Genomic DNA, 22,313 nt, shown 5'->3' with positions numbered 1-22,313 from the left:
GAGCCGGGCCCACGACCGCGCTCGCGGTGCAGCCGGCATTCCGCGGCAGCGGAATGCCGAGGCCGACAAGGCAAACCCCCGCATCCCCGGCGGGGGTTTGTCTTTGTGTGTCTGCACCTCGCGCATCCGTCGACTTGCCTCAGAGCCGCACGCAGCAAGCTCCGTCTGCGCGTGCTGCATTGGCCCACGCGTGGCCTCAGGCCGCGTGCAGCGCCTTGGCGTCGAAGTGCTTGGCGATGAAGTCGGCGTGGGTCGGCATGGCCTGCACGCAGTTGGCGATCACCGCGCGCACGGTGTCGACGTGCTTGCGGATGGCCTCGTCAGTCTGCGCGTCGACCAGGGCGTGGTAGCCGCGGGGGCGCAGGCCCTGGCCGTGCATGACCTGCACCCAGCTCGGCTCGGCGAACAGTTCACCGCCATCACGGAAGATCCGGCCATTGCTGCGGAACAGCTCCATCTTGTGGCGCAGGCTGTCGGGGATGTCCATGTTGCGGCAGTAGTTCCAGAACGGCGTGTCGGTGCGATCAGTGGCGTGGTAGTGCAGGATCAGGAAATCGCGGATCTTGTCGAACTCGAAATCCGAGTGGGCATTGAACTCGTCGATGTCGATCTGCTCGAAGCCCGCATGCGGGAAAAACGCGGTCAGCCGCGCGATCGCCGACTGGATCAAATGGATGCTGGTGGACTCGAGTGGCTCCATGAAGCCGCTGGCAAGACCAACCGCTACCACGTTCTTGTTCCAGAACTTGCGCCGCTTGCCGGTGACGAAACTGAGCACGCGCGGATCGGCCAGCGGCTTACCGTCGAGGTTGGCGAGCAGGATCGCGGTGGCCTCGTCCTCGCTGATGAAATCGTTCGAGAACACATGCCCGTTGCCGGTGCGATGCTGCAGCGGAATCCGCCACTGCCAGCCGGCCTTGCGCGCGGTTGAACGCGTATACGGCGTGAGCGGCGTGGCCGATTCGCAGGGCACCGCGACCGCGCGGTTGCAGGGCAGCCAGTGGGTCCAGTCGATGTAGCCGGTCTGCAAGGTCTGCTCGATCAGCAGGCCGCGGAAGCCCGAGCAATCGATGAACAGCTGGCCGCCGATGCGCTCGCCACTGTGCAGGGTTACCGCGGTGACGAAGCCTGACTCCGGGTGCTGCTCGACCGTCGCCACCTTGCCCTCGCTGCGGACCACGCCTCGCGCTTCGGCATAGCCGCGCAGGAAGCGCGCATACAGGCCGGCATCGAAGTGGTAGGCGTAGCCGATATCGGCGATCGGCGAGTTCGGGCGGTCGCTGCGTGCCGGCAGAAACTTGTTGGCGCGTGCGGCCGCGGTATTGATCGAGTAGTCGTCGAAATGGCCGACCAGGCCCTGCTGATGCAGCTTCAGCCAGTAGTGGTAGAACGGCACCACGCCGAGGTCCTGGCCGATCTTGCCGAAGCCATGGATGTAGCTGTCGCCCAGCTGGTGCCAGTTGACGAATTCGATACCGAGCTTGAACGATCCCTGGGTGCGGCGCACGAAGTCCTGCTCGTCCAGTTCCAGCGCGGTGTTGAACACCTTGATCAACGGGATGGTCGCCTCGCCGACACCGACCGTGCCGATCTCTTCGGATTCGACCAGGCGGATCGAGTAGTCCTTGCTCAGCACCTTGGACAGCGCGGCGGCCGTCATCCAGCCGGCGGTGCCGCCGCCGACGATCACCACTTCACGTACCCGTTGATCCTGCATGTCCCGCCCCTTCACACGTTGGTGGGTGCGTCTGACGCGCACGTTTGCGCGAGTGTGCCCGCACGCCGCGCGACGGGGAAGCCAAGCCGCGGCCGCATACGTATGCAGTCGGTGTCGCATCGCGTTGGTCGGATTTGCTAGCGTGCGCGCTGTCTGTTTTCCGGAGCCCGCCATGCAGCTGATCTATTCCGCGACATCGCCCTACGCGCGCAAAGTACGCATGCTGGTGATCGAAAAAGGCCTGCAGGCACAGGTGCAGATCGTGGCCGCCAACCCGCTGCTCGACCCGCCCGAACTGCTGGCCGCCAATCCCTTGGCCAAGGTGCCGGCCTTGGTCGTCGCGCCCGGATTCACCCTGTTCGACAGCCCGCTGATCTGTGCCTATCTGGACAGCGTGGCCGAGCCGCGGAGTGTCCCTGCGTCGGGCATCGAGCGATGGCAGGTGCTGCGTCGCGAGGCACTCGCCGACGGCATCACCGATGCGGCCGTCTCCTGCGTGATGGAAGGCCGACGGATCGAATCGCAGCGTTCGCCGGACTGGCTGACGCGCTGGCGCAGCGCCATCCTGCGCGGCGTGGTCGAGCTGGAGAAGGAGGCCGAGGCGCTGGCGCAGCACTTCGATCTCGGCGCGATGGCCTCGGCTGCGGCGCTGGCGTACCTCGATTTCCGGTTGCCCGAGATCGAATGGCGATCGGTTGCGCCGAAGCTTGCGGCGTGGCTCGAAACGGTGGCGCAGCGCGAGAGTTTTGCATCGTCGGTGCCGCCGGCGGCGTGAGTCGTTGCGCTTGGTGCTGCCTCCGGCAGCGCAGCGCGCTGGGATTGAAATGCCTGGGTTGAGACAGTCGAGCCTTAAGAATCGGCAGCCACCCGGTCCGAGTCGGTGTCATATCGGGCCGCGAAGAAGGCTTCGTTGTGGTTGCCGTAGAGCTTGCTCTTGCTCGGGGCGCAGGTGGCAGCTTTCTCAGTTCGGAGCTTCACCCCTACGCATTGCCTGATGTGCGGATGCGCTCCGCAATGGCGTGCTCATCCCGATCAAACTGTTGATCGTCGACGTCGACGTCGACGTCGACGTCGCTGGCGATTGGCGATGCATTCGGCGCCTGCATGCGCGGCGTTCTCGCTGGCCGCGGGGCCGATGAGGTTCGTCCGCTGTTGCGGGATCCGTTCCGGTGAAAGCTCCCGGCGCCGACAGGATCAACCAGATCTGCGCCTGCGGCCGGCTCCGATGCTCGGGTCCTCACTCGGCTGATGGCTTGACGATGTCAGTGCATTCATGCGGAGGCGTTGCATTTTTCGCAGCGATGAATTGCAAGTCGTGAACTGTTCAAGGGCGTTGGTGGAAACCTGACAGCCATCGCGTCGTTTCTGACAGACCTGCCCGACTGCTCGGCCCTACAGTAAGGCGCCCCGCGCAGCCTGGCGTCGGTGGCGCCCACGTCTTAGGAGAATCTCGATGTTCCAATCCACGCGTCACCCGCTGCTTGCCTTCAGTGTTGCGGTCCTGGCTGTCTGCGCCGCCTGGAGCGGCAGCAGCCAGGCTCAACCGGCCTACGGCAGCCTTCAGCCCTTGCCGGGCACCATGGAGGGAAGCCCGATCGTCGTCAGCAACAATCCTGAAAGCGTCAGTCGCGAGGGCCTGCTGCTTGGGACCGACCCGATGACGCCGATCGTCGCTGGTACCGTCAACCGTGCGCTCACGACAGGCACGCTCGATGGCGCCTGTCCGTCCGGCTCAATGCGCGAGTTCGCGTTCTACATGCACCATCTGCTGGCAGCACCCAGTGGCAGTGATCAGCAGGTCGATCGGATCTTCCTGCTGATCGAGCCCGCCGGCTCCAGTGCGACCTTCAATGCCTATGGTTCGGCGATCTCCCAACGCGACGTTCTTGGTGACACCGCCACCACGCTCGATCCGGGCAAGAGCCCCTCATACTCGGTCTCGTTGGCATCACTGACGGGCAGCCTGCCCAGTTGGATCAATGCGCTTAGCGACAACTTCGGCTCGCGTTTCATCAACGTCAGCGGCCGCACCATCAGCCAGCCGTTTCCATTGTTCATGCTGCGTGGCACCCGCGGCGCGTCGCTGGACGCCCGCATCAAGATCCGCGCGACCTCGGGCTGCCTGCGCGTGCGGGTGGTGGCGGCGTCTGCGAACAATTTCTCGGAATCGCTGGCCAATACGCTCAGCAAGCGTCAGTACGCCTGGGGCAACGTGCCCTCGACGTTCAACCCGGACGGTAGCCAGAATGTGTTCGGTGGTGCGCCCTGCACCGACCTCAACAGTATTGGCTGGGGCCGACCCGCAGGGATCTACCGGTTCGAGCGCTGGGCCGGCTCCACCAGTGCCAGCATTACCAGCGCTACCTCCTCGCGCGGCTGGCAATTCCTCTCGGCGCCGCCCAACCAGCAGGTCGGCAGCAGCTGCGTGATGAACCCGCAGACGCCGACGCCCTCCAGTGCCTCGCAGCGGGCACCGGCCCTGCGCTACTACTCGGCCAACAACTCCGGGCAGTCCGAAGGGCGTGACAGCGATCCCTGGTCCACCGCCAACTACGGTGCGGAGTATCTGTTGAATTTCGCCGCGACCAACCGCAGCGGCGTTTGCGTGACCGCTAGGCTGCAGATCGCGGCGTATCCCGGCCAGCAGGCGTGTTCCGGCGCGGTTGCCAAGTCGCGGCACTACGACGGTGCGTTTCGCATCCGCGAAAACGGCGTGCAGAAGCCGATCGCTCGCGCTTTCGTGCGCTGCCCGGCCGGCCCGACCGCCTCCACTATCGCCAGCAAAGTGCTGCGCCCGAATGAAACTGTCGACTGGAACGTGCAGGGCTTCATTCCGGGTCTGATTTCGGCGCCGGCTGGCGTGATTCTTGACAGCACGCCGGCGGCGGCTGCCTCGCCGGGCTGCTGATCCCGCGGCCCGTCGGCAGCCGGTTGATCGGGCAGCCGACGGGCTTTTTCTGCCAGCCCGCGGGCGGTTTGTGCAATACGCAGGAAGAAACGGGAGATAACATTATTGAGCGCTGCGCATTGCTTGCGCTGCCTGCGCGCCCCCGGCTTTCTTCCCGAACGAGGTTTCTCATGAGAGTTTTCTGCAATCATTTGCTCACCGCCGCTGCGGTCGGCTTTGCCCTGCTGCTCGGCGCTGCGCCGCGTGCTGAGGCGGCGGCCACCGACACGGTTCTGCTTCTGCATGGTTACAACAGCTCCGCTAACGGCAGCGGCGGCAACGATGCCTGGAATTGTCGCGGCATTTGGGCCAACCAGGACAACATCCTGCGCGCCACCGGCATCTCCGGCCGCATCCGCACCGTCGGCTACTACAGCGACAACTTCAACTGCGACATCAATCTGCAGAGCACTGTCTATACCAAGAACTTCCTTGGTGATTCCGGCGTGCGCAGACAGGATGCGCCCACCAACATCACCGTGCTGACCCGCGATACCAGCTTGCGCCACGTTGCCTATCGCTTCGCCTGGGCTGTGGCCAAGGAGTACCGCGATTTCGGTCGGCCGGTGCGGGTGATCGCCGATTCACTGGGCGGTCTGGTGGTGCGCCAGGCTGTGTCGCGCGCTTCCAGCGGCGATCCGGATTTCCCCAGCCTCGCGGCGATGCCGATCCTGGGCGTCTACAGCTACGGCGTGCCGCATGGCGGCACCATTGCTGGGGCGTTCTCGGGGACTACCCAAGGCATCCAGGCGGTTTCTGACTCGCAGTTCATGCGCGATCTGAACAGTACCGCCGGTAGCCGCGTCGGCAACGCCCGCTGGCATTCCTTCACCAGTGAGGCGTTCAACTTCGGCGACCGCTTCATCAGCAGCGACAGCGCCTGCTGGGTGCGCAGCGTCGCGTGCTACCGCTATCGCAATCCGGCCTACTCGCACGGCGCCTATTTCAGTGATCCCAACCGGACCCAGGTCATCAACAACGCCTACCTGTTGAGGTTGCCGGCGACCCAGAGCTGGTCACAGGGCCGTTCAGTCAGTGACGTTGGCGCGGCAGCGGTAGCCGCTGAACTGATCCTCTCGGGCGGCTGAGGCCGGGGGGCGTTCTGCTTCCCACGCGGTCCCACCGGGTGCAGGTGGGGCCGCGCGGCCGCGGCAGCGGCTATGCTTGCGCGGTCGGCGGCAGCCACACTCGGACCCACTCCGCTTGAACCCCCGAATGGCGACACTGCGCGAATGACCCAGCGCACCGGTCGAGCCTGTTGAGCAAGCCCTCGCCGACGCGGGTGCTGGTAGAAAGCGCGCGGCTGCGCGTGCGGCGGCAGACCTGCCTGCCCGGGATTCACGCCGAAACCAGCAGTGCGCCGACCACGCTGTATGCCCATATGGAGGGCCTGGCTCAAACCCAATGGCTGGGGAGCCCCGAACAGTCGTTTGCGCCACGCATGGCGGTTGCTGCGCGCATGGGTACCTTTTTGCGCTGGCGCAGCCCGAACGGTTTCAACCTGCTGATCGTCGAGCTGCAGCAGGCACCGGCTGCCATCGCGGGCTGGCTGATGGCGCCAGCGCCTCGCTATCAGCCCGGCTTCGAACACTGGTGTCAGTTCGTGTTGGCACAGTCGGCGATGGGCAGCTTGCCGGAGTCGCTCGACAGCTCGCTGCTGGACCTGCTCAACCATGCGCTGACTCCGTCCGACAGCGAGGCACAGGCCTTGCTGCGAAGCCTCAGTCGTTTCGTCGATACGCGCCTTGCATTTGATCTGGCGGTGGAGGATCTGGCGCGCCATCTGGGTTGTTCGATGACCTACTTGGTCCGCCTGCTTCGGGAGCAGGCCGGCACCACGCCGCTGGCCTTCATCATCGGACGCCGACTCGAACACGCCCGCGCCCTGCTGGCGGACACCGGCCTGCCGCTGGTCGAGATTGCCCTGGCCTGCGGTTTTTCATCGCAGTCGCATTTCGGCAACAGTTTCAAGAAAGCCTTCGAAGTGACGCCGGCGCAGTACCGGGAGCAATGCGTCGGCCGCTGACGCAGCAGCGCTCAACTGACCCGGGAGATGCTCAGCGGCGGTTGGTCACTGTTGCCGCGGCCGATGTGCGCAGTTGATCGCGCAGACCGTCGACGAGCAAGCGCAGCCCGGCGACCGGCGCGGACGGCAGCGACCGCGTGACCGAGCGAAGCTCGACCGAAAGCGCCCGGCCCTGCAGATTGAGGGGCCAGGCGACGGCATTGGCTAGCCCGTCCTGCAGGTCGGCGGCGGCCTTTTCATCAGCGGCCCAAAGCAGCAGCCAGATCGCCGGCGTGATCCGGCACAGCAGCCGCGCCTCGACAAAACTGGCGGCGATCCGCTGCGTCAGTTCACGCGCCGCCAATTCGGCGAAGCTGTCACTGTCGTGCTCGACCAGTGCGGCATGGTCGACCACTTCGATCAGCGCCAACTGCAGCGGCGAGGCGCTGCCGGTGTCTGCCAGTGCATGTTCGACTGCCGCTTCGATCCGGCCGAAGTCTTGCACCACCTGATCCTGCCGCCTGAACGCCAGCACCCGCAGCAGCCGATCTCCCCCGAGCGCGTCGACGTGCAGCTCGGCGTCGCCAAAGGGTAGATGCAGTACGAGGGCGTCCGCATCGACGGCGTTGCTGAGCTGCAGTCGGCCGAGTTGATCAGTCAGAGCAAGCCGGCCGAAAGCGCGATTGCCGACCTTGATGGTGCCGCCGGCGTCGATCACGCACATGGGATCCGGCAGTGAATCAATGACCCTCTGCAGCAAACCCGCCCGCTCGCGCTCTCGTGAGCTTTGCTCAAGCCCGAGCAGGGTTCGCCAGACAAAGGCGCCGAGGCACAGCAGCAGGGCCGGCACCCAAGGAAGCCAGACCCCCAAGGCATGCGCAAACAGGGCCAGCCCCAGGGTCAGGGCGGCCGCAGCCGCTGCCAGGGCAGTCCATGCGGATACGCGCTGGCCGCGCATGAGCAGCCACAGCAGTGCCGCCAGATACGTCCCCAGCAGCACCCAGGTGGCGGGCTCGCCCAGCGCCACAAATGGCCGTGCCTGGCCGCGTGCGAGCGCCAGCAGGCTGTCGATCTGGTGCGCGGTGAGTACGAGAGTGCTGAGCCACTGCGGGGCGTCGAACCAACGAAAACTGGTGGCCGACATCACCGGACGCAAGCGAAGCATGGAGTCGGTGCCCACGACCAGAAGTCGATCGCGCAAGGCGTCGTCGTCGACTTGGCCGTCCAACAGCTGCGAAAGGCTGTAGCTGCGATAGTCAGCGCGCCTCACGTCCTGCAGCAGGTGGCTCCACAGTGCCGAGTCATCGAGCCCGCTCAGGTATTCGCCGAACCTCCCGGACGGGTGCGCGGGGTAGCGCACGTTCTCCAGCAGCAGGGTGCTGTCGGCGTCCAGCCGCAGCGGCTCACGCTGCGGTTCGCGGGCTTGGAGGTAGGCGTTGACGCCAAGCAGTCCGCGGTGGGGCGTCCTTGTACCGTCCGGACTGCGCAGCGAGAGCAAGATCCGGCGCGTGGCGTTGTCACGGTCGGCGACCTGGGTCAGATGACCGACTCTGCCGGCCTCCATGAACGCAGGTAGGGCGGGGATCTCCGGTTGCGCCGCACCGGCAGGTGAGACCCCGATAAACCAGCGTGGCTGGCTGCGGATCATTGTATTCAGCTCCTCGGCGCCGCTGCCCATGTGCACTGGCCGCAGGCCTGCCCAGATCACCGCGGCAGGTTCGGCGCGGAACAGCCGGCTGAAGGCATCGACGTAACGATCGTCCTCGTAGGGCGGCGAACCGAAACGAAGCATGTCGTCATCGTTGATTCCGATGAGCACGATCTCGGTGCTGGGCTGCTGATCAGCCAGCAGGGTGCTGAAGAGATCGAAGCCGTGCAGTGAAGCCGGCTGCAACCCGCCCAGCGCGCGCACCAACATGACCAGGCCGAACAGCAGTGCCCAGCCCAGGAGGAAACGGTGCAATCGACGCGTGGGAACGGCCATGGCGACCTAGCTGAGAACAGGCGACGATTATGCCAATAGGTGAAAGCAGGTGTCTTGCAAGTATTGCGGTGCGCCTGTCAGGTCTGGCTGCCCTCAACTAGCAGCCTGTCGGGCTTTGGGGGTCGAGGCGAAAATCCGACTGCGCGAGGACAGTTTTTCGACAATTCGCAGGCCAATAGTGGGCTCTCATGGTCAGGAATCGGCGGAAAGGTGGACCGCGTAGGCGGATTTGCAGCCCGGCCAGCCAAAGTCCGACAGGCTGCTAGGCGGCGATGCGCTCGCCAAGCCCCAGCGAGGTCGCGGTGCAGAAAAGCCCAGGCGACAACCTGCGCGCGGGCGCCGAAGCCCGCCGGAGCCGGATGGCGGCCGCGATGGGCGGGGCGGTGCTGCCGCTGCGACCCTCGAAACCCCTGCGAGGTACCGGCCGGCAGTCTCTACGCGTGGCGGATTGAGCCTGCTCCACGCTCGCGGTCACCGCCCCGGCTGCAGCAGGCGCTCGATCCCCTTGGCCTGCTTGTCCGCGGCCACCATCGCGCGGACTTCGGCGAGCAGTTCGGCGGCATCGAACACGATGCCGTCCTTGATCGTGTAGCGCACACCGCCGACGCGCTCGGGTTCGCCGGCGGCATCGATGCGGATGTGGCCGGTGCCGTAGAGCAATTTCAGATTGGCCAGCGGGTTCTCGCTCAGCACCACGATGTCGGCCAGCTTGCCGGGCTCGATGCTGCCGATGCGCTCACCGGCCTTGAGCGCTTCGGCACCATTGAGCGTGGCCGAGGTCAGCACTTCCAGCGGGTGGAAGCCGGCCTCGCGCAGCAGCTCCAGTTCTTCGATCGTGCCGAAGCCGTACAGCTTGTAGATGTAGCCGGAGTCGCTGCCGACGGTGACGCGGCCGCCGCGGTTCTTGAAGTCGTTGATGAAGGCCATCCAGCGCACGTAGTTGTCGCGCCAGGCGGTTTCCTGCTCGCTGCCCCAGTCGAAGAAAAAGCTGCCGTGGCTGGTGCGGCTGGGGCGGAAGAACTCCCACAGCGCGGGCAGGGTGTAGTCCTGATGCCATTCGGCGGTGCGCGCGCGCATCAGGTCGCGGGTGGCCTGGTAGATGGTGAAGGTCGGGTCGATGGTGAAGTCGAGTTCGAGCAGCTCCGTCATCACCGCTTCGTACTTCTCGCTGCCCTTTTCCGCCGCCTGCGCCCACAGCCGGCCGGCCTGCTCGAACCGGTGCTGCTCGTTCATGTAGTTGTAGCCGGGCGGGTAGTCCTGCACGGTCTGGCCGTCGAACAGGGCTTCAGGCAGACCGTACCAGTGCTCCATCGTGGTCAGGCCCCAGCGCGCGGTTGTGAGCACGTTGACCCGCTTTACGTCGAGCTGGGCATGGTGGCAAGCCGAACCCATGCCCTGCTTGCTCAGCTCATCGAACGCGGCTTCAAGAATTTCCGGGCGGTAGCCGAAGCACTTCATGCCCAGCGCGCCGCGCTTCTTCATATCGCGCACCCATTCGCGGGCGTGCTCGGGCGTCAGCATCGGCCCGACCCGGCCCTGGCCGAAGAAGGCGTAGGGGAAGATGCGCGGCGCGGTGATCGCATTCGACTCCGAGCGCTTCTGTTCCGACACGCACCAGTCGATGCCGTTGCCGCAGCCGGGGTCGCGCACGCTGGTGATGCCATGCGCCAGCCACAGTTTGTAGACGTACTCGGCGGTCACGCCCTGCTCGTCGCCGCCGATGTGGCCGTGCATATCGACGATGCCGGGCATCACGTAGTGGCCGCTCAGATCCAGCTCGCGGCCGCCGGGCTTGAGCGCCGGGCGGCGCTCCGCATCGATCGGCGCATCGGCGCTGCCGACAATGCGCACCTCGGCGATGCGATTGTTCTCGATCACCACATCCGCCGGGCCGAAGGCCGGGCTGCCGGTGCCATTGATGACCGTGACGCCGCGCAGGATCAGCTGCGTGTACGGGCCCTCACCCTCGTCGCGTTCCGGCGCCGGTGGAATCGCCGCCTCGGCGGCGGTCATGCCCAGCAGCAGGGCAAGGGCGCAACGGAGCAGGGCAGGGCGCATAAGGCGGGTCCGATGAGTACGTGCGCGGCAGTGTGCACGTGCTCAAGGGCGGCGGCGATGGTCGAAGGTTGGGGGCATCGCTGCGCCGTCGCGTTGACTGCACCGCGTCCGGCGTTTGCTACAGGCTGCCCGGCCGGAACTGCAGCGAGATCTCTGGCGGTCTGCCCGGCAAGTTGAGTGTGCTGGTCCGCGCGGGGCTGCGGGCGATCACGCGGCCGCGGCGGATGACTGCGAGGCGAGTGGCTTTCAGGCGGATCGCCTCGAACGGGTCGGCCGCCTGCAGCAGCACCATGTCGGCGGGGCCGCCTTCGCGCAGGCCATAGTCTTCGAGGCCGAGCACGCGGGCTGCGGTGTCGGTGACGCCGGCATAGCAGGCGCTGATGCCGGCCAGCGAGGTCATCTGCGCCACATGCGCGCCCATGCTCGCGACCTCCAGCATGTCGGCGCAGCCGAAGCTGTACCACGGGTCCATGCAGCAGTCCTGGCCCAGCGCGACCGGAATGCCGGCCGCCAGCAGCTCGGGCACACGGGTCATGCCGCGCCGCTTCGGGTAGCTGTCGTGGCGGCCCTGCAGGGTGATGTTGATCAGCGGGTTGGCGATTGCGTGGATGCCGGCCTCGGCCATCAGCGGCAGCAGCTTGGACACGTAGTAGTTGTCCATGCTGTGCATCGAGGTCAGGTGCGAACCGGTGACCCGGCCCTGCAGGCCGTGGCGGATGGTTTCGGCGCTGAGCATTTCGATGTGGCGCGACAGCGGGTCATCGGTTTCATCGCAGTGCATGTCGACCGGCAGGCCGCGCTCTGCGGCCAGATGGCAGAGCCGGGCGATGCTCTCGCTGCCGTCGTCCATGGTCCGCTCGAAGTGCGGAATGCCGCCGATCACATCGACGCCCTTGTCGAGCGCGCGCTTGAGATTGTCGATCGCGCCGGGTGCGCGCAGGTAGCCGTCCTGCGGAAATGCGACCAGCTGCAGATCGATGTAGTGGGCGACCTGGCGGCGTACTTCCAGCAGCGCATCGACGGCCAGCAGGCGCGGGTCGCAGATATCGACGTGGCTGCGGATGTGCAGCAGGCCCTGGGCCGCCGCCATGTCGCAGTAGGCCAGTGCGCGCTGCACCACGGCATCGACCGTCAGATCAGGCTTGAGCTCGCCCCACAGGGCGATGCCCTCGAGCAGGGTGCCGCTCTGGTTCAGGCGTGGCCGGCCGAGACTGAGCGTGCTGTCCATGTGGAAGTGCGCATCGACAAACGGTGCGCTGAGCAGCTGGCCTGCGGCTTCGATGACTTCGCCGGCTTCCATCGGGAGATCGCGCTCAACCGCGGCGATGCGGCCGCCGCGTACGCCGACGTCGACGCCGTGGCGGCCGTCGACCAGATTCACGCCGCGCAGCAGCAGGTCGAAGCTCATGATTTCAGCAGGGCCTCGAAGGCGCGGCCGGCGCGGGCGTTCTGTGCGGCGCTGGCATCGACGGTGAACGGCGCCCAGGCCAGCAACTGCGCACGCGGCGTGGCTTCGGCGGCACTGGCGGCACCGCCCATGCGTTCGGCCAGGCGCTGCATCTGCAGTTCGCGTCGCCGCGCGGCGGCCTCGCTGGGGCCCTCGATGCCGGCTTCGAGTTCGAGCCGGATCAGCGCGTCCTCGCGTGCATCCGAATCCACGCTGCGGGCACGGGCGTTACCGAGTTCGCGGCGCTCGGACTCGCTCAACTGTTCATCCTTGGACGCATCCAGCACGGCAGCGGCGAGGTTGGCCAGCGCGTTGCGGCTGCGCTGGTCGCGCTGCGCTTTCTGCGCGGCGCGCACGCGTTCGATCGCTTTCTCGAACTCGCGTTCGATGCTGCCTTCGGCGGCGCGCGCTGGGCGCGGCGGGCGGCGTTCGCCGCGATCATCGCGACCGCCGCTGCTGCGTGAATCCTCGCGACCACGCGGGCTGCGCGCATCACGCGCGCCACGGCGCGGATCCTCAGCGGCCTCTTCGCGGGCCGGCTGCTGCGCCTGCCAGCGGGCCTCAAGCTCAGCCAGTTGGGCGTCGGCCTGGGCCAGGTCGCCCTCGACACCGAGCGCCTGCACCGCTTCCAGCAGGGCGCGACGTTCGGCTTCGGCAGCGGCGAAGCCGGCGCTGCGGGCCTGGGCATCGGCACGTACGGCTTCGAACAGCGGATCGACCAGGCCGCGCAGTTCGGCCCAGAGTTTGTCTTCGGTTTTGCGGTCGGCGCGCGGTGCGGATTTCCACTCGTTCTGGATCGCCTTGGCGGTCTCGATCGCGCGCGCGCTGTCGCCGCGGGCGGCGAAGCGCAGCCGCTCCAGCAGCTCCTGCTTGGCGGCGACGGCCTCGGCGCGCCGTGCATCGCGGATCTCGTCGACCTTGGCCAGCTGCGCGCGCAGGCGCTTGTCCAAGGTGGAGCGCGAGCGCGGATCGACCTCATCGAGCGCGCGCAGGGCTTCGACCACGCGCTCGCGCAGCGGCTTCAGATCGTCCGGCGCCTGCTCGAACTCGGCGTCCAGCGCGGTGACTACGGCTTCGAGCTCGGTGGCCTTCTGGCTGCGCAGGGTGCGGCGCTGTTCGAAGTACGGCCGCGCCGGTGCGATCGCGCGATTGCACAGCGCACGGAAGCGTTTGGCGATGCCGGTGGCGTGCTCGCCGTGGTCGGGTTCGGCGGCTTCGACCTTGGCCCACTCGTCCTGCAGCTCCTTGAGCCGGTTGGCCAGCGCATCCGGGTGCATGCCCGCACCGAGCAGGGCTTCGACCTCGTCGCACAGACGCGCGCGGACCTTGTTGCCGGCCCAGCGCTGCCAGCGCTCCATCTCGGCGACGCCGGCTTCCAGCGCGCGCTGCTGTTCGCGCTGCGCCGGGGTGGCACGAATGCCCGCGGCCAAGCGCGCACGCACGGCGTCCAGCGCGGGGCGGGCGACACCGAGGCGTTGATCTTCGACGCCGGCCAGGCCGCGCTTAAGCGCTTCACGCAGGGCTTCGTCCGGTGCGGCGGGCTCGCGCTTGGCGGTGGGCTCGGTGGCGACGGCGGCGGCATCTGCACCCGCACCCGCTACAGGCATAGCCATTGGCGCGTCGGTCGATGCTGCGTCGGTGGCGCTGATCTCGGCGCCGGTGGGTTCAATGGCGCTGAGGTCGACTGAAGTCGCGTCGTCGCCGACCTGTGCGTCGGCCGTGGTGTCGATGTTGCCGGTGATCGACGCATCGGTCGTTGCGGACTCGGCGGTGGCGATATCAGCAGCAGGTTCGGCAGCCACCGGCTGCACGACCGGCTTGGGCAGATGCGCACCCAGCAGGGCGCTGACCGCAGCGCGCGCGGTATCAGCATGGCCTTGGAGGCGCCGCAACAGGGCGGCGTCGAGTTTGGGTGCGAGCTGCTCGACTTCGGCCAGCAGCGCATCGAGCTGGACCTGGGCGTCGGCGGGCAGCGCACGCGCCAGAACATCGAAGCTGCCGCCCAGGGTCAAAGCGCGCTGGTTGATCGCGCCGGCATCTCCGCGCGCGAGCTTCAGTGCGTCAAGCTTGTCGCGCGCGCGACGCGAGAGGGTCTTGTCCTGGCCGCGAGCGGCTTCAGCGATGCGCTCCAGCGTGGCTTCGTCTTCGATGCGCTCCAGCAGGCGTAAGCGCAGGCCGGCATCGGGGTCTTTCAGGCAGCGCCGCTGCAGCAGGCCGGGCTTGTTGATCCGCGCCAGCGCGGCTTCACGCAGGGCCACTTCGGGGGCGGACTCGGCCAGCGTTTCCTGCAGGTCGGCCGGCAGCTTCGGGTGCGCGGCCAAGCGCTGGCGTTCTTCCACCGGCGATTTCGGGTCGAGCAGGCGCGTGCGCACGCGGCTGATGATCGACTCGATGCAGCTGCTGTCCTTTTCGCTGGCGAGCAGGCCCAGCAGGACATCGGCGCTGTCGATGCGTGCAATCGCGGCGCGCCGGACCTCGGCGGCGCTGTCGCTGGCGGCGATCTGCGGCAGGGCTGCGATCAGTTCGGGCGCGGTTTCGCTGCGCACGGCTTCGATGCGGTGGTTGGCTTCGGGGTGTTCCCACAGCGGACGGCGAAAGCGGCTGAACAGCTTCATGCGGGGCGATCTCGGCAACGACTGCGGCGGCTGCCGCGAAGCCCGCGATTATGGCGTCTGTGTGGGCGCTGTGGCCGCTGTCATCGCAATGTCACTGAAACCGCAGGCCCCGGCCCGCGCCGCAGGTGGGGCCTGCGGCGCAGCGAAGGAGGTTCGCGCCGAAGCCGGCCGGTGCTGTCGGGCTGCACGGCGCCTGGCCTTGGGTGCAGAAGCCGGCAGGTGCGCCGGCTTCCCGATCCCGAACCTCGAACCTCGAACCTCGAACCCCGCAGCATCAAACCCCGGCAGGCGGAGGCGGCGGTGGTGCGACCGGCAGCCCGGGCACCGCCTGCGGCGGTATACCGCCCGCTTTGTCCTTCAGCTCCTTGAACTTGTCGGACATGCTTTCCAGCTTGTTCGACCAGGTCGGGTCGGGAACCTGGCCTTCGGTGACCTTGAAAAACACCTGCATCAACGCCGCCATCGCCAGCGGATCAACGATCGCCGCCTTGATGCTGACTGCAGCCACGATCGCCAGTGCGAAGGTCCAGAAGCCGGCGATGCCGGGGAAGAAGCTGGCCAAGGCGGCGATCGGGCCCAGCACCACGATGAAGATGACCAGGCTCAGCCCCCAGATGATGACGGTCAGCCACACCGCGTTCTTCAGCATCACTTTGTAGTTCTGCGCGTACAGCACCACCGCATCGCGCGCCGAGGCCCAGGCATTCGTGCTGCCGGTGCGGATGGCATGCGCCAGAATCACTTCGTCGACATAGGTCAGCGAGGTGTTGATGACGGTGTTGGCGAACTTCATCAGACCGTCCAGGCCGGGAATTGGCAGGAAATTGGCGATCATCAGCATGGTGCGGTTGAACACCCGCAGGATGCCCTTGATGAGTTGATCGACGCCGAACAGCACCGAGCTTTCGACAAAGCGCTCCTTCACCACGGCGCTGGCATGCTCCAGCTGGCCGCGACCGCCCGGAATCTGCTTGCCCTGCAGCAGCTCGGCCAGCACCGCGATGTGGCCGGCCTTGACCAGATACAGCAAGTATTCGCGCGCCCAGTACAGAACGCCGCTGATCACGCCGAAGCCGATGAAGGCGCCCCAGGTGGCTCCGGCCGCGCCGTCGCTGGCGACTTTGCCGAACATCCAGCCGAGCCCGGCGCCGCCTGCAGTGGCGACCACATAGGCGAGCGTGATGCCGAGATACACCGCCAGTCTCAACAGCAGAAAGGGCAGGGTGCGAAGCAACAGGCCGATGATCTGGCCAAGGCTGAAATCCATCATGATCGAGACTCTCCCATCGTTGGCCGGCACAACCGCTCCTTGGCGCCGGGTCTGCAACATATACGCAGAACGCTGCGCAGCTGCGACATGTCGGTGGCATCGATTTCACCGCACGGCGACGTTCCGGGAGTAGCCTCTGCGCGTCTTCAACCGTGCCCACCTTCAGGAGTTTCCGATGCGCTTGTTCCCCTTGGCCGCCCTCGCTCTTGGCCTGATCTCCTCCGGCCCTTCCGCCGCCACTTGCGGCGCCCTTCAGGACGTAAGCTTCCGCCCGCTCGCCGGCAAGGAGCCGGTGAACCTTTGCGAGCGCTACGAGGGCCAGGTGCTGCTGGTGGTCAACACCGCCAGCAAATGCGGCTTCACCCCGCAATACGAAGGGCTTGAGGCGCTGCATCAGCGCTTGGCCGAGCGTGGTTTCGCGGTGGTCGGTTTTCCGTCCGGTGATTTCATGGGCCAGGAGTTCGAGGACGAGGCCCAGATCGAGGAGTTCTGCACTCTGACCTACGGGGTGAAGTTCCCGATGTTCGAGCGGGTGTCGGTGAAGGGCGAGGAGGCGGTGCCGTTCTATCGCGCGCTGGCCGCTGCCACCGGCCAGGAGCCCGGCTGGAACTTCCACAAGTATCTGATCAATCGCCAGGGCGAGATCGTGGGCAGCTTCGGCAGCCGCACCAAACCTGACGATGCGGCAATGCTCGCCGAGATCGAGAAGCTGTTGGCCGAAGACGCCGGCGGCTGATCACCGCGAGCCCGCCTTTTCGCAGGCGGGCTCGACTGCGCGCTAGAGGCGACGCTTGATCAGGCGGATCAGGCTGCCGAGCACGGGGATGTGCTCATACAGTCCATCGGCGGCGTTCCAGTAGTCCTGGTGGTAGACCACGCGGCCATCGGCGTCGAAGCGCAGGTGCGACAGGCCGACAGTTTCGGTATCGACGCCGCGGCGGAAGCGCTTGAAGCGGATGCTCATGCGCCAGCGCAGCAGGTATTCGCCTTCGGCCGTACGCGTGGTGGACAGTACCCGCACCCGGCAGTCTTCGACGGCGGCAGCGCTTTCGGCGAGGTAGTGCGCCAGGGTGTGGCGCCCGCGCACTGCCTTCAGCGTGTCATTGAAGTAGATGTCTTCGGCATAGGTCGCCGCCAGCAGGCCACCAACCCGGTCCGGGCTGAAACTTTCGAAGAAGGCGCCGAAACGCGCCAGCGCCTCGGCCTCGGCCGGGCTGCCCGCGGTGGGCGGATGTGGATGACGGCTGCGCAGTGCGTCGAGTTCGGTCAAGGTTTCCAAATCGGGCTCCATCGGGTCGAATGCGCGCAGCATGAACGCGGACGGAGGGAACACACGTGAAAGCAGGCAAAGCGGAATCGATGGCGATCTGGCTGGGCCTGCTCGGCCTCGCCCCGTTCGCGTTGCTGGCACTGTCGGTGTGGTCGCCGCCGTGGCGCTCGCTCGCGTTGCCGGCCCTGTTGGCCTACTCGGCCTTGATTCTCTCCTTCCTCGGCGGGGTGCGCTGGGGCCGCGCGCTTGAAGCCGGCTCGCCCGCGCAGTTCGTGCTGGCGGTGTTGCCGAGCCTGTATGCGCTTGGCGTCCTGCAGGCGCCGCCGGTGGCGGGCTTGATCCTGCTCGCAGCCGGCTTTGTCGGCCAGTGGTGGCTGGATGTGCCGGCCGATCGAATGCGCGCGCCGGCCTGGTTCCGTCGCCTGCGCGGCTGGTTGACCGCGGGCGTGCTGGCCTGTCATCTGCTCGCCTTGGGTCCGCTTTTGCCGGTCTGAGTTCGATTGCAAATGCCGTTGAACCTTTCGCGCCAAGCGCAGTCTTGGCCCGCGGCGTTGCACCCCTGCGGGGTGCACCCCACAATATCGAGCCCCGAAGCCGTCGGATTTACGGCTCCCACTGTTGGAGAACCCATGAAGCACTCCCTGCGCACCACCCTGCTCGCTGCGGCCACTGTCGCTGCGATCGGGTTTTCGTCCTTCGTTGTTGCCGAGGACACGCTGGAAACCGATAAAGACAAGATCAGCTACGTCATCGGCCTGCAGATCGCCGGCTCGCTGGTTCAGATCAAGGACGAGGTCGACCTGAAGGTCCTGGTGCGCGGCATCGAGACCGGCCTGGCCGGCACCGAGCCCGCGATCAGCCAGGAAGAAGCGATGGCCGTGCAGCAGGCGTTCTCCGAGCGTCTGCAGGCCAAGCAGGCTGCAGCGCAGCAGGAAGCCGCCACCAAGAACCGCAGCGAGGGTGAAGCCTTCCTCGCCGCCAACAAGAGCAAGGCGGGCGTGAAGACCACCGAGTCCGGCCTGCAGTACCAGGTCGTCACCGAAGGCACCGGCCCGCGCCCGGCCGCGACCGACACGGTCAAGGTGCACTACACCGGCACCCTGCTCGACGGTACCAAGTTCGACAGCTCGGTCGATCGCGGTGAGCCGGCGCAGTTCGCGCTGAACGCGGTCATCCCCGGCTGGACTGAAGCCCTGCAGCTGATGACGGTCGGCAGCAAGTACACCCTGTGGCTGCCGTCGGAACTGGCTTATGGCGACCGCGGCACGCCGGGTCCGATCGGCCCGAACTCGACCCTGGTGTTCGAGGTCGAGCTGATTGAGATCGTTGCGCCGCAGGCCGCATCCGCGCAGCCGGCAGCCGAGTAAGTTTCGCGACATGCAGCACCCTGCGGCCGGCGGATCTGATCCGCCGGCCGCTCGCGTTTTGAGCGGGCGCCATCGAGTTCGATGCGCCGATTGCGCTTGAAATGGGATATCCATCACAGTCTGCTATCCTCGCGCCCCCGTTTGGAGTCTGCGCATGAACATCACTGTTTTCGGCACCGGCTATGTCGGCCTGGTGACCGGCACCTGCCTTGCGGAAGTGGGCAATACCGTCACCTGCGTTGATATCGACGCCGCCAAGGTCGAGGGTCTGCGCGCCGGCAAGGTGCCGATTTTCGAGCCCGGGCTTGAGCCCATGGTGCTGGAGAACAGCCGCGCCGGGCGCCTGCTGTTCACCACCGACGCCGCGGCCGCGCTGGCCGATGCCGACATCATCTTCATCGCCGTCGGCACGCCGCCGGATGAGGACGGTAGCGCCGACCTGCGCCACGTGCTCACGGTGGCGCGCACGATCGGTGAGCACCTGCAGCGTGAGGCGCTGGTGGTGACCAAATCGACGGTGCCGGTGGGCACCGCGGACCGCGTGCAGGCGGCCGTTGCCGAAGCCCTCAAGGTCCGTGGTTCCGACATCGCTTTCGATGTCGCCTCCAACCCCGAATTCCTCAAGGAAGGCGATGCGGTCAAGGACTGCATGCGCCCCGACCGCATCATCATCGGCTGCGACAGCGCCCGCGCGCTCAGCCTGCTGCGCGCCCTGTATGCGCCGTTCAACCGCAATCACGAGCGCATCGTCGCGATGGATCTGCGCTCGGCCGAGCTGACCAAGTACGCCGCCAACGCGATGCTGGCGACCAAGATCAGCTTCATGAACGAGATGGCCAACCTCGCCGAACACCTTGGCGCCGATATCGAGAAGGTGCGCATCGGCATCGGCTCGGACCCGCGGATCGGCTTCTCCTTCATCTACCCGGGCGCTGGCTATGGCGGCAGCTGCTTTCCCAAGGATGTCCAGGCGCTGCATCGAACCGCTGGCGCGCATGGCTTTGACGCCCGCATCCTCGAGGCCGTAGAGGCCGTCAACCATCGCCAGAAGGACAAGCTGCACGACCTGCTGCGCCGCCACTTCGGCACTCTGAAAGGCCGCCGCATCGCGCTGTGGGGCCTGGCTTTCAAGCCCAATACCGATGACATGCGCGAGGCGCCGGCGCGGCGCCTGATCGAGCAGCTGTGGGCCGATGGCGCCAGCGTGGCGGCGTTTGATCCCGAGGCCCGCGAGGAGGCCCGCCGCATCTACGGCGAGCGCGCCGACCTGGTGCTGGTCGACGAACCCTATGCGGCACTGGAGGGTGCCGATGCACTGGTGGTGGTGACTGAATGGAAGGCCTTCTGGAGCCCGAACTTCCGCCGTATCAAGTCGATGCTGAGTGCGCCGGTGGTGATCGATGGCCGCAACATCTACGACCCCGAACTGGTCGAATCCGCCGGCCTCGCCTACTACGGCATCGGCCGCGGCCGCTCGCTGCAGGTGACTGCTCGTGGATGAGCAGCATGTGGCACAGCTGGTCGAGCGCGTGGTCGAACTGGAAATGCGGCTCGCGTTCCAGGACGACACCCTGCAGCGCCTGAATGCCGTGGTGACCGACCAGGCCCTGCGCATCGAGCAGCTCGAGCGCCGTTTCGAGCTGTCATTGACCGATCTCAAGGCGCTGCGCGGTCTGCTGTACGCCGACCCGTCACAGGAACCGCCGCCGCCGCACTACTAGACTGCGGCGCAGCGCGTTACCCTGACTCCTCTAAGAATACCGTTCAAGCCCATGACAACATCACTACGCGATCAGCTGACCAAGCTTGGCTTCAAGGCCCCTGAGCCGCCGCCGCGGCCCGAGCGTCGTCCGCCGCAAGGCACAACGAATGCCGATGCCGGCGCGTCGCGGCCATCGCAGGGCAAGCGTTCCGGCGGCGATCAGGAGCGTTCCCGGCCGCCGCGCAACGATCGCGGTCGCGGCAAGCCTGCATCTTCCGCGCCGAGCACAGGCAGTGCTGAAGAGATCGATCTGGCCCGTGCCTATGCCCTGCGCACGCGCACCGAGCGCGAAGAGCAGCAACGTCTTGAGCGCGAGCGACAGGCCGAAGCCGCGCGTCGTCGCGAGGCTCGGCTCGGCCTGCACACCCTGATGCAGAGTGCGTCGCTGAACAATCCACAAGCTGACCTGCCGCGACACTTCGAACACGCCGGCAAGATCCGCCGCATTTACGTCACCGCCGAGCAGCTCAAACTCCTGAACGGTGGCGAGCTGGCCGTGGTTGCCGCCGGCGGGCGCTATCACCTGGTCAGCCTGGAGCATGCGCAGGTCGCGCGGGGCTTCATGCCCGAATGCCTGGCGCTGAAGGTCGACCCCAACGCCCAGGAGGGCGGCGAGGACTACGTCGATCCGCGTTTCCAGGTGCCGGACGATCTGGTCTGGTAAGTGCGAACGCGGGCGCAGGTGCGCTCACGGTTGCATCACGGCGGTGAATGCGGGTAGACATGCAGCATGATTGTCCAGCCAGGGGATTGCTGGGCGTGGGGGGCTGGGGCGGCACCGTGCGGGGGCACACGATGATTCGGATTTTCCTGGTTGACGACCATGAACTGGTTCGCAGCGGTATCAAGGCGATCCTGGCTGGTGAAGCAGATTTCGAGGTGGTCGGCGAAGCGGCTTCGGGTGAATTGGCGCTGCCCTTGCTGCGCAAGCTCAAGCCCGATGTGGTGCTGTGCGACTTCCATATGCCGGGGCTGTCCGGGCTGGAGGTCACCGAGCGGCTGTCGCGCAGCCTGCCGTCGAGTCGACTGATCATGGTGTCGGTGTTGAGCGATGGCCCGATGCCGAAGCGCGTGCTCGAAGCGGGCGCTTCCGGCTATCTCAGCAAGGGCTGTCCGGGTCAGGAGCTGATGCAGGCGATCCGCGAGGTCGCGCGCGGGCGCCGCTATATCGGCGCTGACATCGCGCGGCAGATCGCGCTCGACGGCCTGAATGGTCACGCATCGGTGGTGGAAAGCCTGACCCCGCGCGAGCTCGAAGTCGCCCTGCTACTGGCCCAGGGCCGCAAGATGACCGAGATCGGCGAGCGCCTGAGCTTGAGCGCCAAGACTGTTGCCACGCATAAATATCGGGTCTACGACAAGCTTGGCGTGCGTGATGTGGTGTCGCTGGCCCGCTTCGCGCGCCAGCATGGGCTGCTTGATCCGGGCAGCGAGTAGGCGGGCGGTGCAAGGCCCAGCCTAGCAGCCTGTCGGACTGTGGTTGGCCGGGCTGCAAATCCGCCTGCGCGGTCCACTTTTCCGCCGATTCTTGACCAAGAGAGCCCACTCGGCCTGCGAATCGTCGAAAAACTGTCCTCGCGCAGTCGGATTTTCGCCTCGACCCCCAAAGCCCGACAGGCTGCTAGCGGCGCAATTCTGGCGTGGCGCTGAAGTGGCTAGCGGCTTGGGGTCTGCGCGCGGACCGCGCGCAGTTCGTTGTTGCCCGACTTTGCCCCGTCTTGTGCTTGATCGCGCCTGGATGATCGCGCGACGTGTTGGCGCGGGTATGGAGTTCGAGGGCTGACGAACCCTCTCCCCAGACCCTCTCCCACTGGGAGAGGGGAGAAAACGCGCGTAGCTGAGTCGTCGTGGCGCCCGTCCACAACTGAAAA

Annotated in this window: 19 protein-coding genes; 11 read left to right on the top strand and 8 right to left on the bottom strand. The window is 66.6% G+C overall.

Annotation, left to right across the window (positions count from 1 at the left end):
- Positions 1–196: 196 nt before the first annotated feature.
- Positions 197–1,717, bottom strand: coding sequence for a tryptophan halogenase family protein (locus ACIQ7H_RS00510; RefSeq protein WP_395787274.1), 1,521 nt, complete (start codon positions 1,715–1,717; stop codon positions 197–199).
- Between the two features lie 172 nt (positions 1,718–1,889).
- On the opposite strand from ACIQ7H_RS00510, the gene ACIQ7H_RS00505 reads away from it, so the two are divergent.
- Positions 1,890–2,492 (top strand): glutathione S-transferase N-terminal domain-containing protein, encoded by a 603-nt coding sequence (locus tag ACIQ7H_RS00505; protein WP_395787273.1) that lies wholly within the window; start codon positions 1,890–1,892, stop codon positions 2,490–2,492.
- Between the two features lie 205 nt (positions 2,493–2,697).
- On the opposite strand, the gene ACIQ7H_RS00500 is transcribed toward ACIQ7H_RS00505, so the two are convergent.
- Positions 2,698–2,823, bottom strand: coding sequence for a hypothetical protein (locus ACIQ7H_RS00500; protein ID WP_395787271.1), 126 nt, complete (start codon positions 2,821–2,823; stop codon positions 2,698–2,700).
- A 347-nt stretch (positions 2,824–3,170) separates the two neighbouring features.
- On the opposite strand from ACIQ7H_RS00500, the gene ACIQ7H_RS00495 reads away from it, so the two are divergent.
- The 3 genes from ACIQ7H_RS00495 to ACIQ7H_RS00485 all read left to right on the top strand — a co-directional run bounded on the left by ACIQ7H_RS00495 (position 3,171) and on the right by ACIQ7H_RS00485 (position 6,690).
- Positions 3,171–4,625 carry a hypothetical protein gene (locus ACIQ7H_RS00495; protein WP_395787269.1) on the top strand — a complete coding sequence of 485 codons (1,455 nt, stop codon included), beginning with the start codon at positions 3,171–3,173 and terminating at the stop codon, positions 4,623–4,625.
- A gap of 170 nt (positions 4,626–4,795) precedes the next feature.
- Positions 4,796–5,752: a hypothetical protein gene (locus tag ACIQ7H_RS00490; RefSeq protein ID WP_395787267.1), complete on the top strand. Its 957-nt coding sequence runs from the start codon at positions 4,796–4,798 to the stop codon at positions 5,750–5,752.
- Between the two features lie 170 nt (positions 5,753–5,922).
- Positions 5,923–6,690, top strand: a complete 768-nt coding sequence (locus ACIQ7H_RS00485; protein ID WP_395787265.1) for a helix-turn-helix transcriptional regulator — start codon at positions 5,923–5,925, stop codon at positions 6,688–6,690.
- Between the two features lie 31 nt (positions 6,691–6,721).
- Here the strand turns inward: ACIQ7H_RS00485 and ACIQ7H_RS00480 are convergent, their stop codons facing one another.
- The 5 genes from ACIQ7H_RS00480 to ACIQ7H_RS00460 form a co-directional block, all read right to left on the bottom strand.
- Positions 6,722–8,653, bottom strand: a complete 1,932-nt coding sequence (locus ACIQ7H_RS00480) for a CHASE2 domain-containing protein (protein WP_395787263.1) — start codon at positions 8,651–8,653, stop codon at positions 6,722–6,724.
- 471 nt (positions 8,654–9,124) lie between these two features.
- A complete protein-coding gene (locus tag ACIQ7H_RS00475; RefSeq protein ID WP_395787261.1) occupies positions 9,125–10,711 on the bottom strand; it encodes an amidohydrolase family protein in 1,587 nt (528 codons plus the stop codon).
- Positions 10,712–10,829: 118 nt separating this feature from the next.
- On the bottom strand, positions 10,830–12,119 hold the full coding sequence (locus tag ACIQ7H_RS00470) for an amidohydrolase family protein (protein ID WP_395787259.1): 1,290 nt from the start codon (positions 12,117–12,119) through the stop codon (positions 10,830–10,832).
- Positions 12,116–14,773, bottom strand: a complete 2,658-nt coding sequence (locus tag ACIQ7H_RS00465) for a DUF349 domain-containing protein (RefSeq protein ID WP_395787257.1) — start codon at positions 14,771–14,773, stop codon at positions 12,116–12,118. Before ACIQ7H_RS00465 ends, ACIQ7H_RS00470 begins: the two co-directional genes overlap by 4 nt.
- Before the next feature lie 274 nt (positions 14,774–15,047).
- A complete protein-coding gene (locus ACIQ7H_RS00460) occupies positions 15,048–16,073 on the bottom strand; it encodes a hypothetical protein (protein ID WP_395787255.1) in 1,026 nt (341 codons plus the stop codon).
- Positions 16,074–16,218: 145 nt separating this feature from the next.
- On the opposite strand from ACIQ7H_RS00460, the gene ACIQ7H_RS00455 reads away from it, so the two are divergent.
- Positions 16,219–16,779 carry a glutathione peroxidase gene (locus tag ACIQ7H_RS00455; protein WP_395787253.1) on the top strand — a complete coding sequence of 187 codons (561 nt, stop codon included), beginning with the start codon at positions 16,219–16,221 and terminating at the stop codon, positions 16,777–16,779.
- 42 nt (positions 16,780–16,821) lie between these two features.
- Here ACIQ7H_RS00455 and ACIQ7H_RS00450 read toward each other — a convergent pair whose 3' ends face one another.
- Positions 16,822–17,322 carry a nuclear transport factor 2 family protein gene (locus tag ACIQ7H_RS00450; RefSeq protein ID WP_395787251.1) on the bottom strand — a complete coding sequence of 167 codons (501 nt, stop codon included), beginning with the start codon at positions 17,320–17,322 and terminating at the stop codon, positions 16,822–16,824.
- A 56-nt stretch (positions 17,323–17,378) separates the two neighbouring features.
- On the opposite strand from ACIQ7H_RS00450, the gene ACIQ7H_RS00445 reads away from it, so the two are divergent.
- The 6 genes from ACIQ7H_RS00445 (at position 17,379) to ACIQ7H_RS00420 (ending at position 21,879) form a co-directional block, all read left to right on the top strand.
- Positions 17,379–17,807 carry a DUF3429 domain-containing protein gene (locus tag ACIQ7H_RS00445; RefSeq protein ID WP_395787249.1) on the top strand — a complete coding sequence of 143 codons (429 nt, stop codon included), beginning with the start codon at positions 17,379–17,381 and terminating at the stop codon, positions 17,805–17,807.
- 135 nt (positions 17,808–17,942) lie between these two features.
- Positions 17,943–18,680, top strand: a complete 738-nt coding sequence (locus ACIQ7H_RS00440; protein WP_395787247.1) for an FKBP-type peptidyl-prolyl cis-trans isomerase — start codon at positions 17,943–17,945, stop codon at positions 18,678–18,680.
- Between the two features lie 154 nt (positions 18,681–18,834).
- Positions 18,835–20,181 (top strand): UDP-glucose dehydrogenase family protein, encoded by a 1,347-nt coding sequence (locus ACIQ7H_RS00435; RefSeq protein WP_395787245.1) that lies wholly within the window; start codon positions 18,835–18,837, stop codon positions 20,179–20,181.
- Positions 20,174–20,401 carry a SlyX family protein gene (locus tag ACIQ7H_RS00430; RefSeq protein ID WP_395787243.1) on the top strand — a complete coding sequence of 76 codons (228 nt, stop codon included), beginning with the start codon at positions 20,174–20,176 and terminating at the stop codon, positions 20,399–20,401. The genes ACIQ7H_RS00435 and ACIQ7H_RS00430 overlap by 8 nt, the downstream gene beginning before the upstream one ends.
- Positions 20,402–20,452: 51 nt before the next feature.
- Positions 20,453–21,106, top strand: a complete 654-nt coding sequence (locus tag ACIQ7H_RS00425) for a DUF2058 family protein (protein WP_395787241.1) — start codon at positions 20,453–20,455, stop codon at positions 21,104–21,106.
- Between the two features lie 131 nt (positions 21,107–21,237).
- A complete protein-coding gene (locus tag ACIQ7H_RS00420; protein ID WP_395787239.1) occupies positions 21,238–21,879 on the top strand; it encodes a response regulator in 642 nt (213 codons plus the stop codon).
- The last annotated feature ends 434 nt before the right edge of the window (positions 21,880–22,313 follow it).

It is taken from the genome of Aquimonas sp. (assembly GCF_044377145.1).
Lineage (GTDB): Bacteria > Pseudomonadota > Gammaproteobacteria > Xanthomonadales > Xanthomonadaceae > Aquimonas.
The sequence above is the reverse complement of the archived record's forward strand: the minus strand, read 5'-3'. Positions and strand labels throughout refer to the sequence as shown.

Coding starts and splice junctions, on each gene's coding strand:
- ACIQ7H_RS00495 (WP_395787269.1), top strand. CDS start 3,171: ATGTTCCAATCCACGCGTCACCCGCTGCTTGCCTTCAGTGTTGCGGTC.
- ACIQ7H_RS00435 (WP_395787245.1), top strand. CDS start 18,835: ATGAACATCACTGTTTTCGGCACCGGCTATGTCGGCCTGGTGACCGGC.
- ACIQ7H_RS00425 (WP_395787241.1), top strand. CDS start 20,453: ATGACAACATCACTACGCGATCAGCTGACCAAGCTTGGCTTCAAGGCC.
- ACIQ7H_RS00505 (WP_395787273.1), top strand. CDS start 1,890: ATGCAGCTGATCTATTCCGCGACATCGCCCTACGCGCGCAAAGTACGC.
- ACIQ7H_RS00500 (WP_395787271.1), bottom strand. CDS start 2,823: ATGCAGGCGCCGAATGCATCGCCAATCGCCAGCGACGTCGACGTCGAC.
- ACIQ7H_RS00470 (WP_395787259.1), bottom strand. CDS start 12,119: ATGAGCTTCGACCTGCTGCTGCGCGGCGTGAATCTGGTCGACGGCCGC.
- ACIQ7H_RS00465 (WP_395787257.1), bottom strand. CDS start 14,773: ATGAAGCTGTTCAGCCGCTTTCGCCGTCCGCTGTGGGAACACCCCGAA.
- ACIQ7H_RS00475 (WP_395787261.1), bottom strand. CDS start 10,711: ATGCGCCCTGCCCTGCTCCGTTGCGCCCTTGCCCTGCTGCTGGGCATG.
- ACIQ7H_RS00510 (WP_395787274.1), bottom strand. CDS start 1,717: ATGCAGGATCAACGGGTACGTGAAGTGGTGATCGTCGGCGGCGGCACC.
- ACIQ7H_RS00455 (WP_395787253.1), top strand. CDS start 16,219: ATGCGCTTGTTCCCCTTGGCCGCCCTCGCTCTTGGCCTGATCTCCTCC.
- ACIQ7H_RS00480 (WP_395787263.1), bottom strand. CDS start 8,653: ATGGCCGTTCCCACGCGTCGATTGCACCGTTTCCTCCTGGGCTGGGCA.
- ACIQ7H_RS00490 (WP_395787267.1), top strand. CDS start 4,796: ATGAGAGTTTTCTGCAATCATTTGCTCACCGCCGCTGCGGTCGGCTTT.
- ACIQ7H_RS00440 (WP_395787247.1), top strand. CDS start 17,943: ATGAAGCACTCCCTGCGCACCACCCTGCTCGCTGCGGCCACTGTCGCT.
- ACIQ7H_RS00420 (WP_395787239.1), top strand. CDS start 21,238: ATGATTCGGATTTTCCTGGTTGACGACCATGAACTGGTTCGCAGCGGT.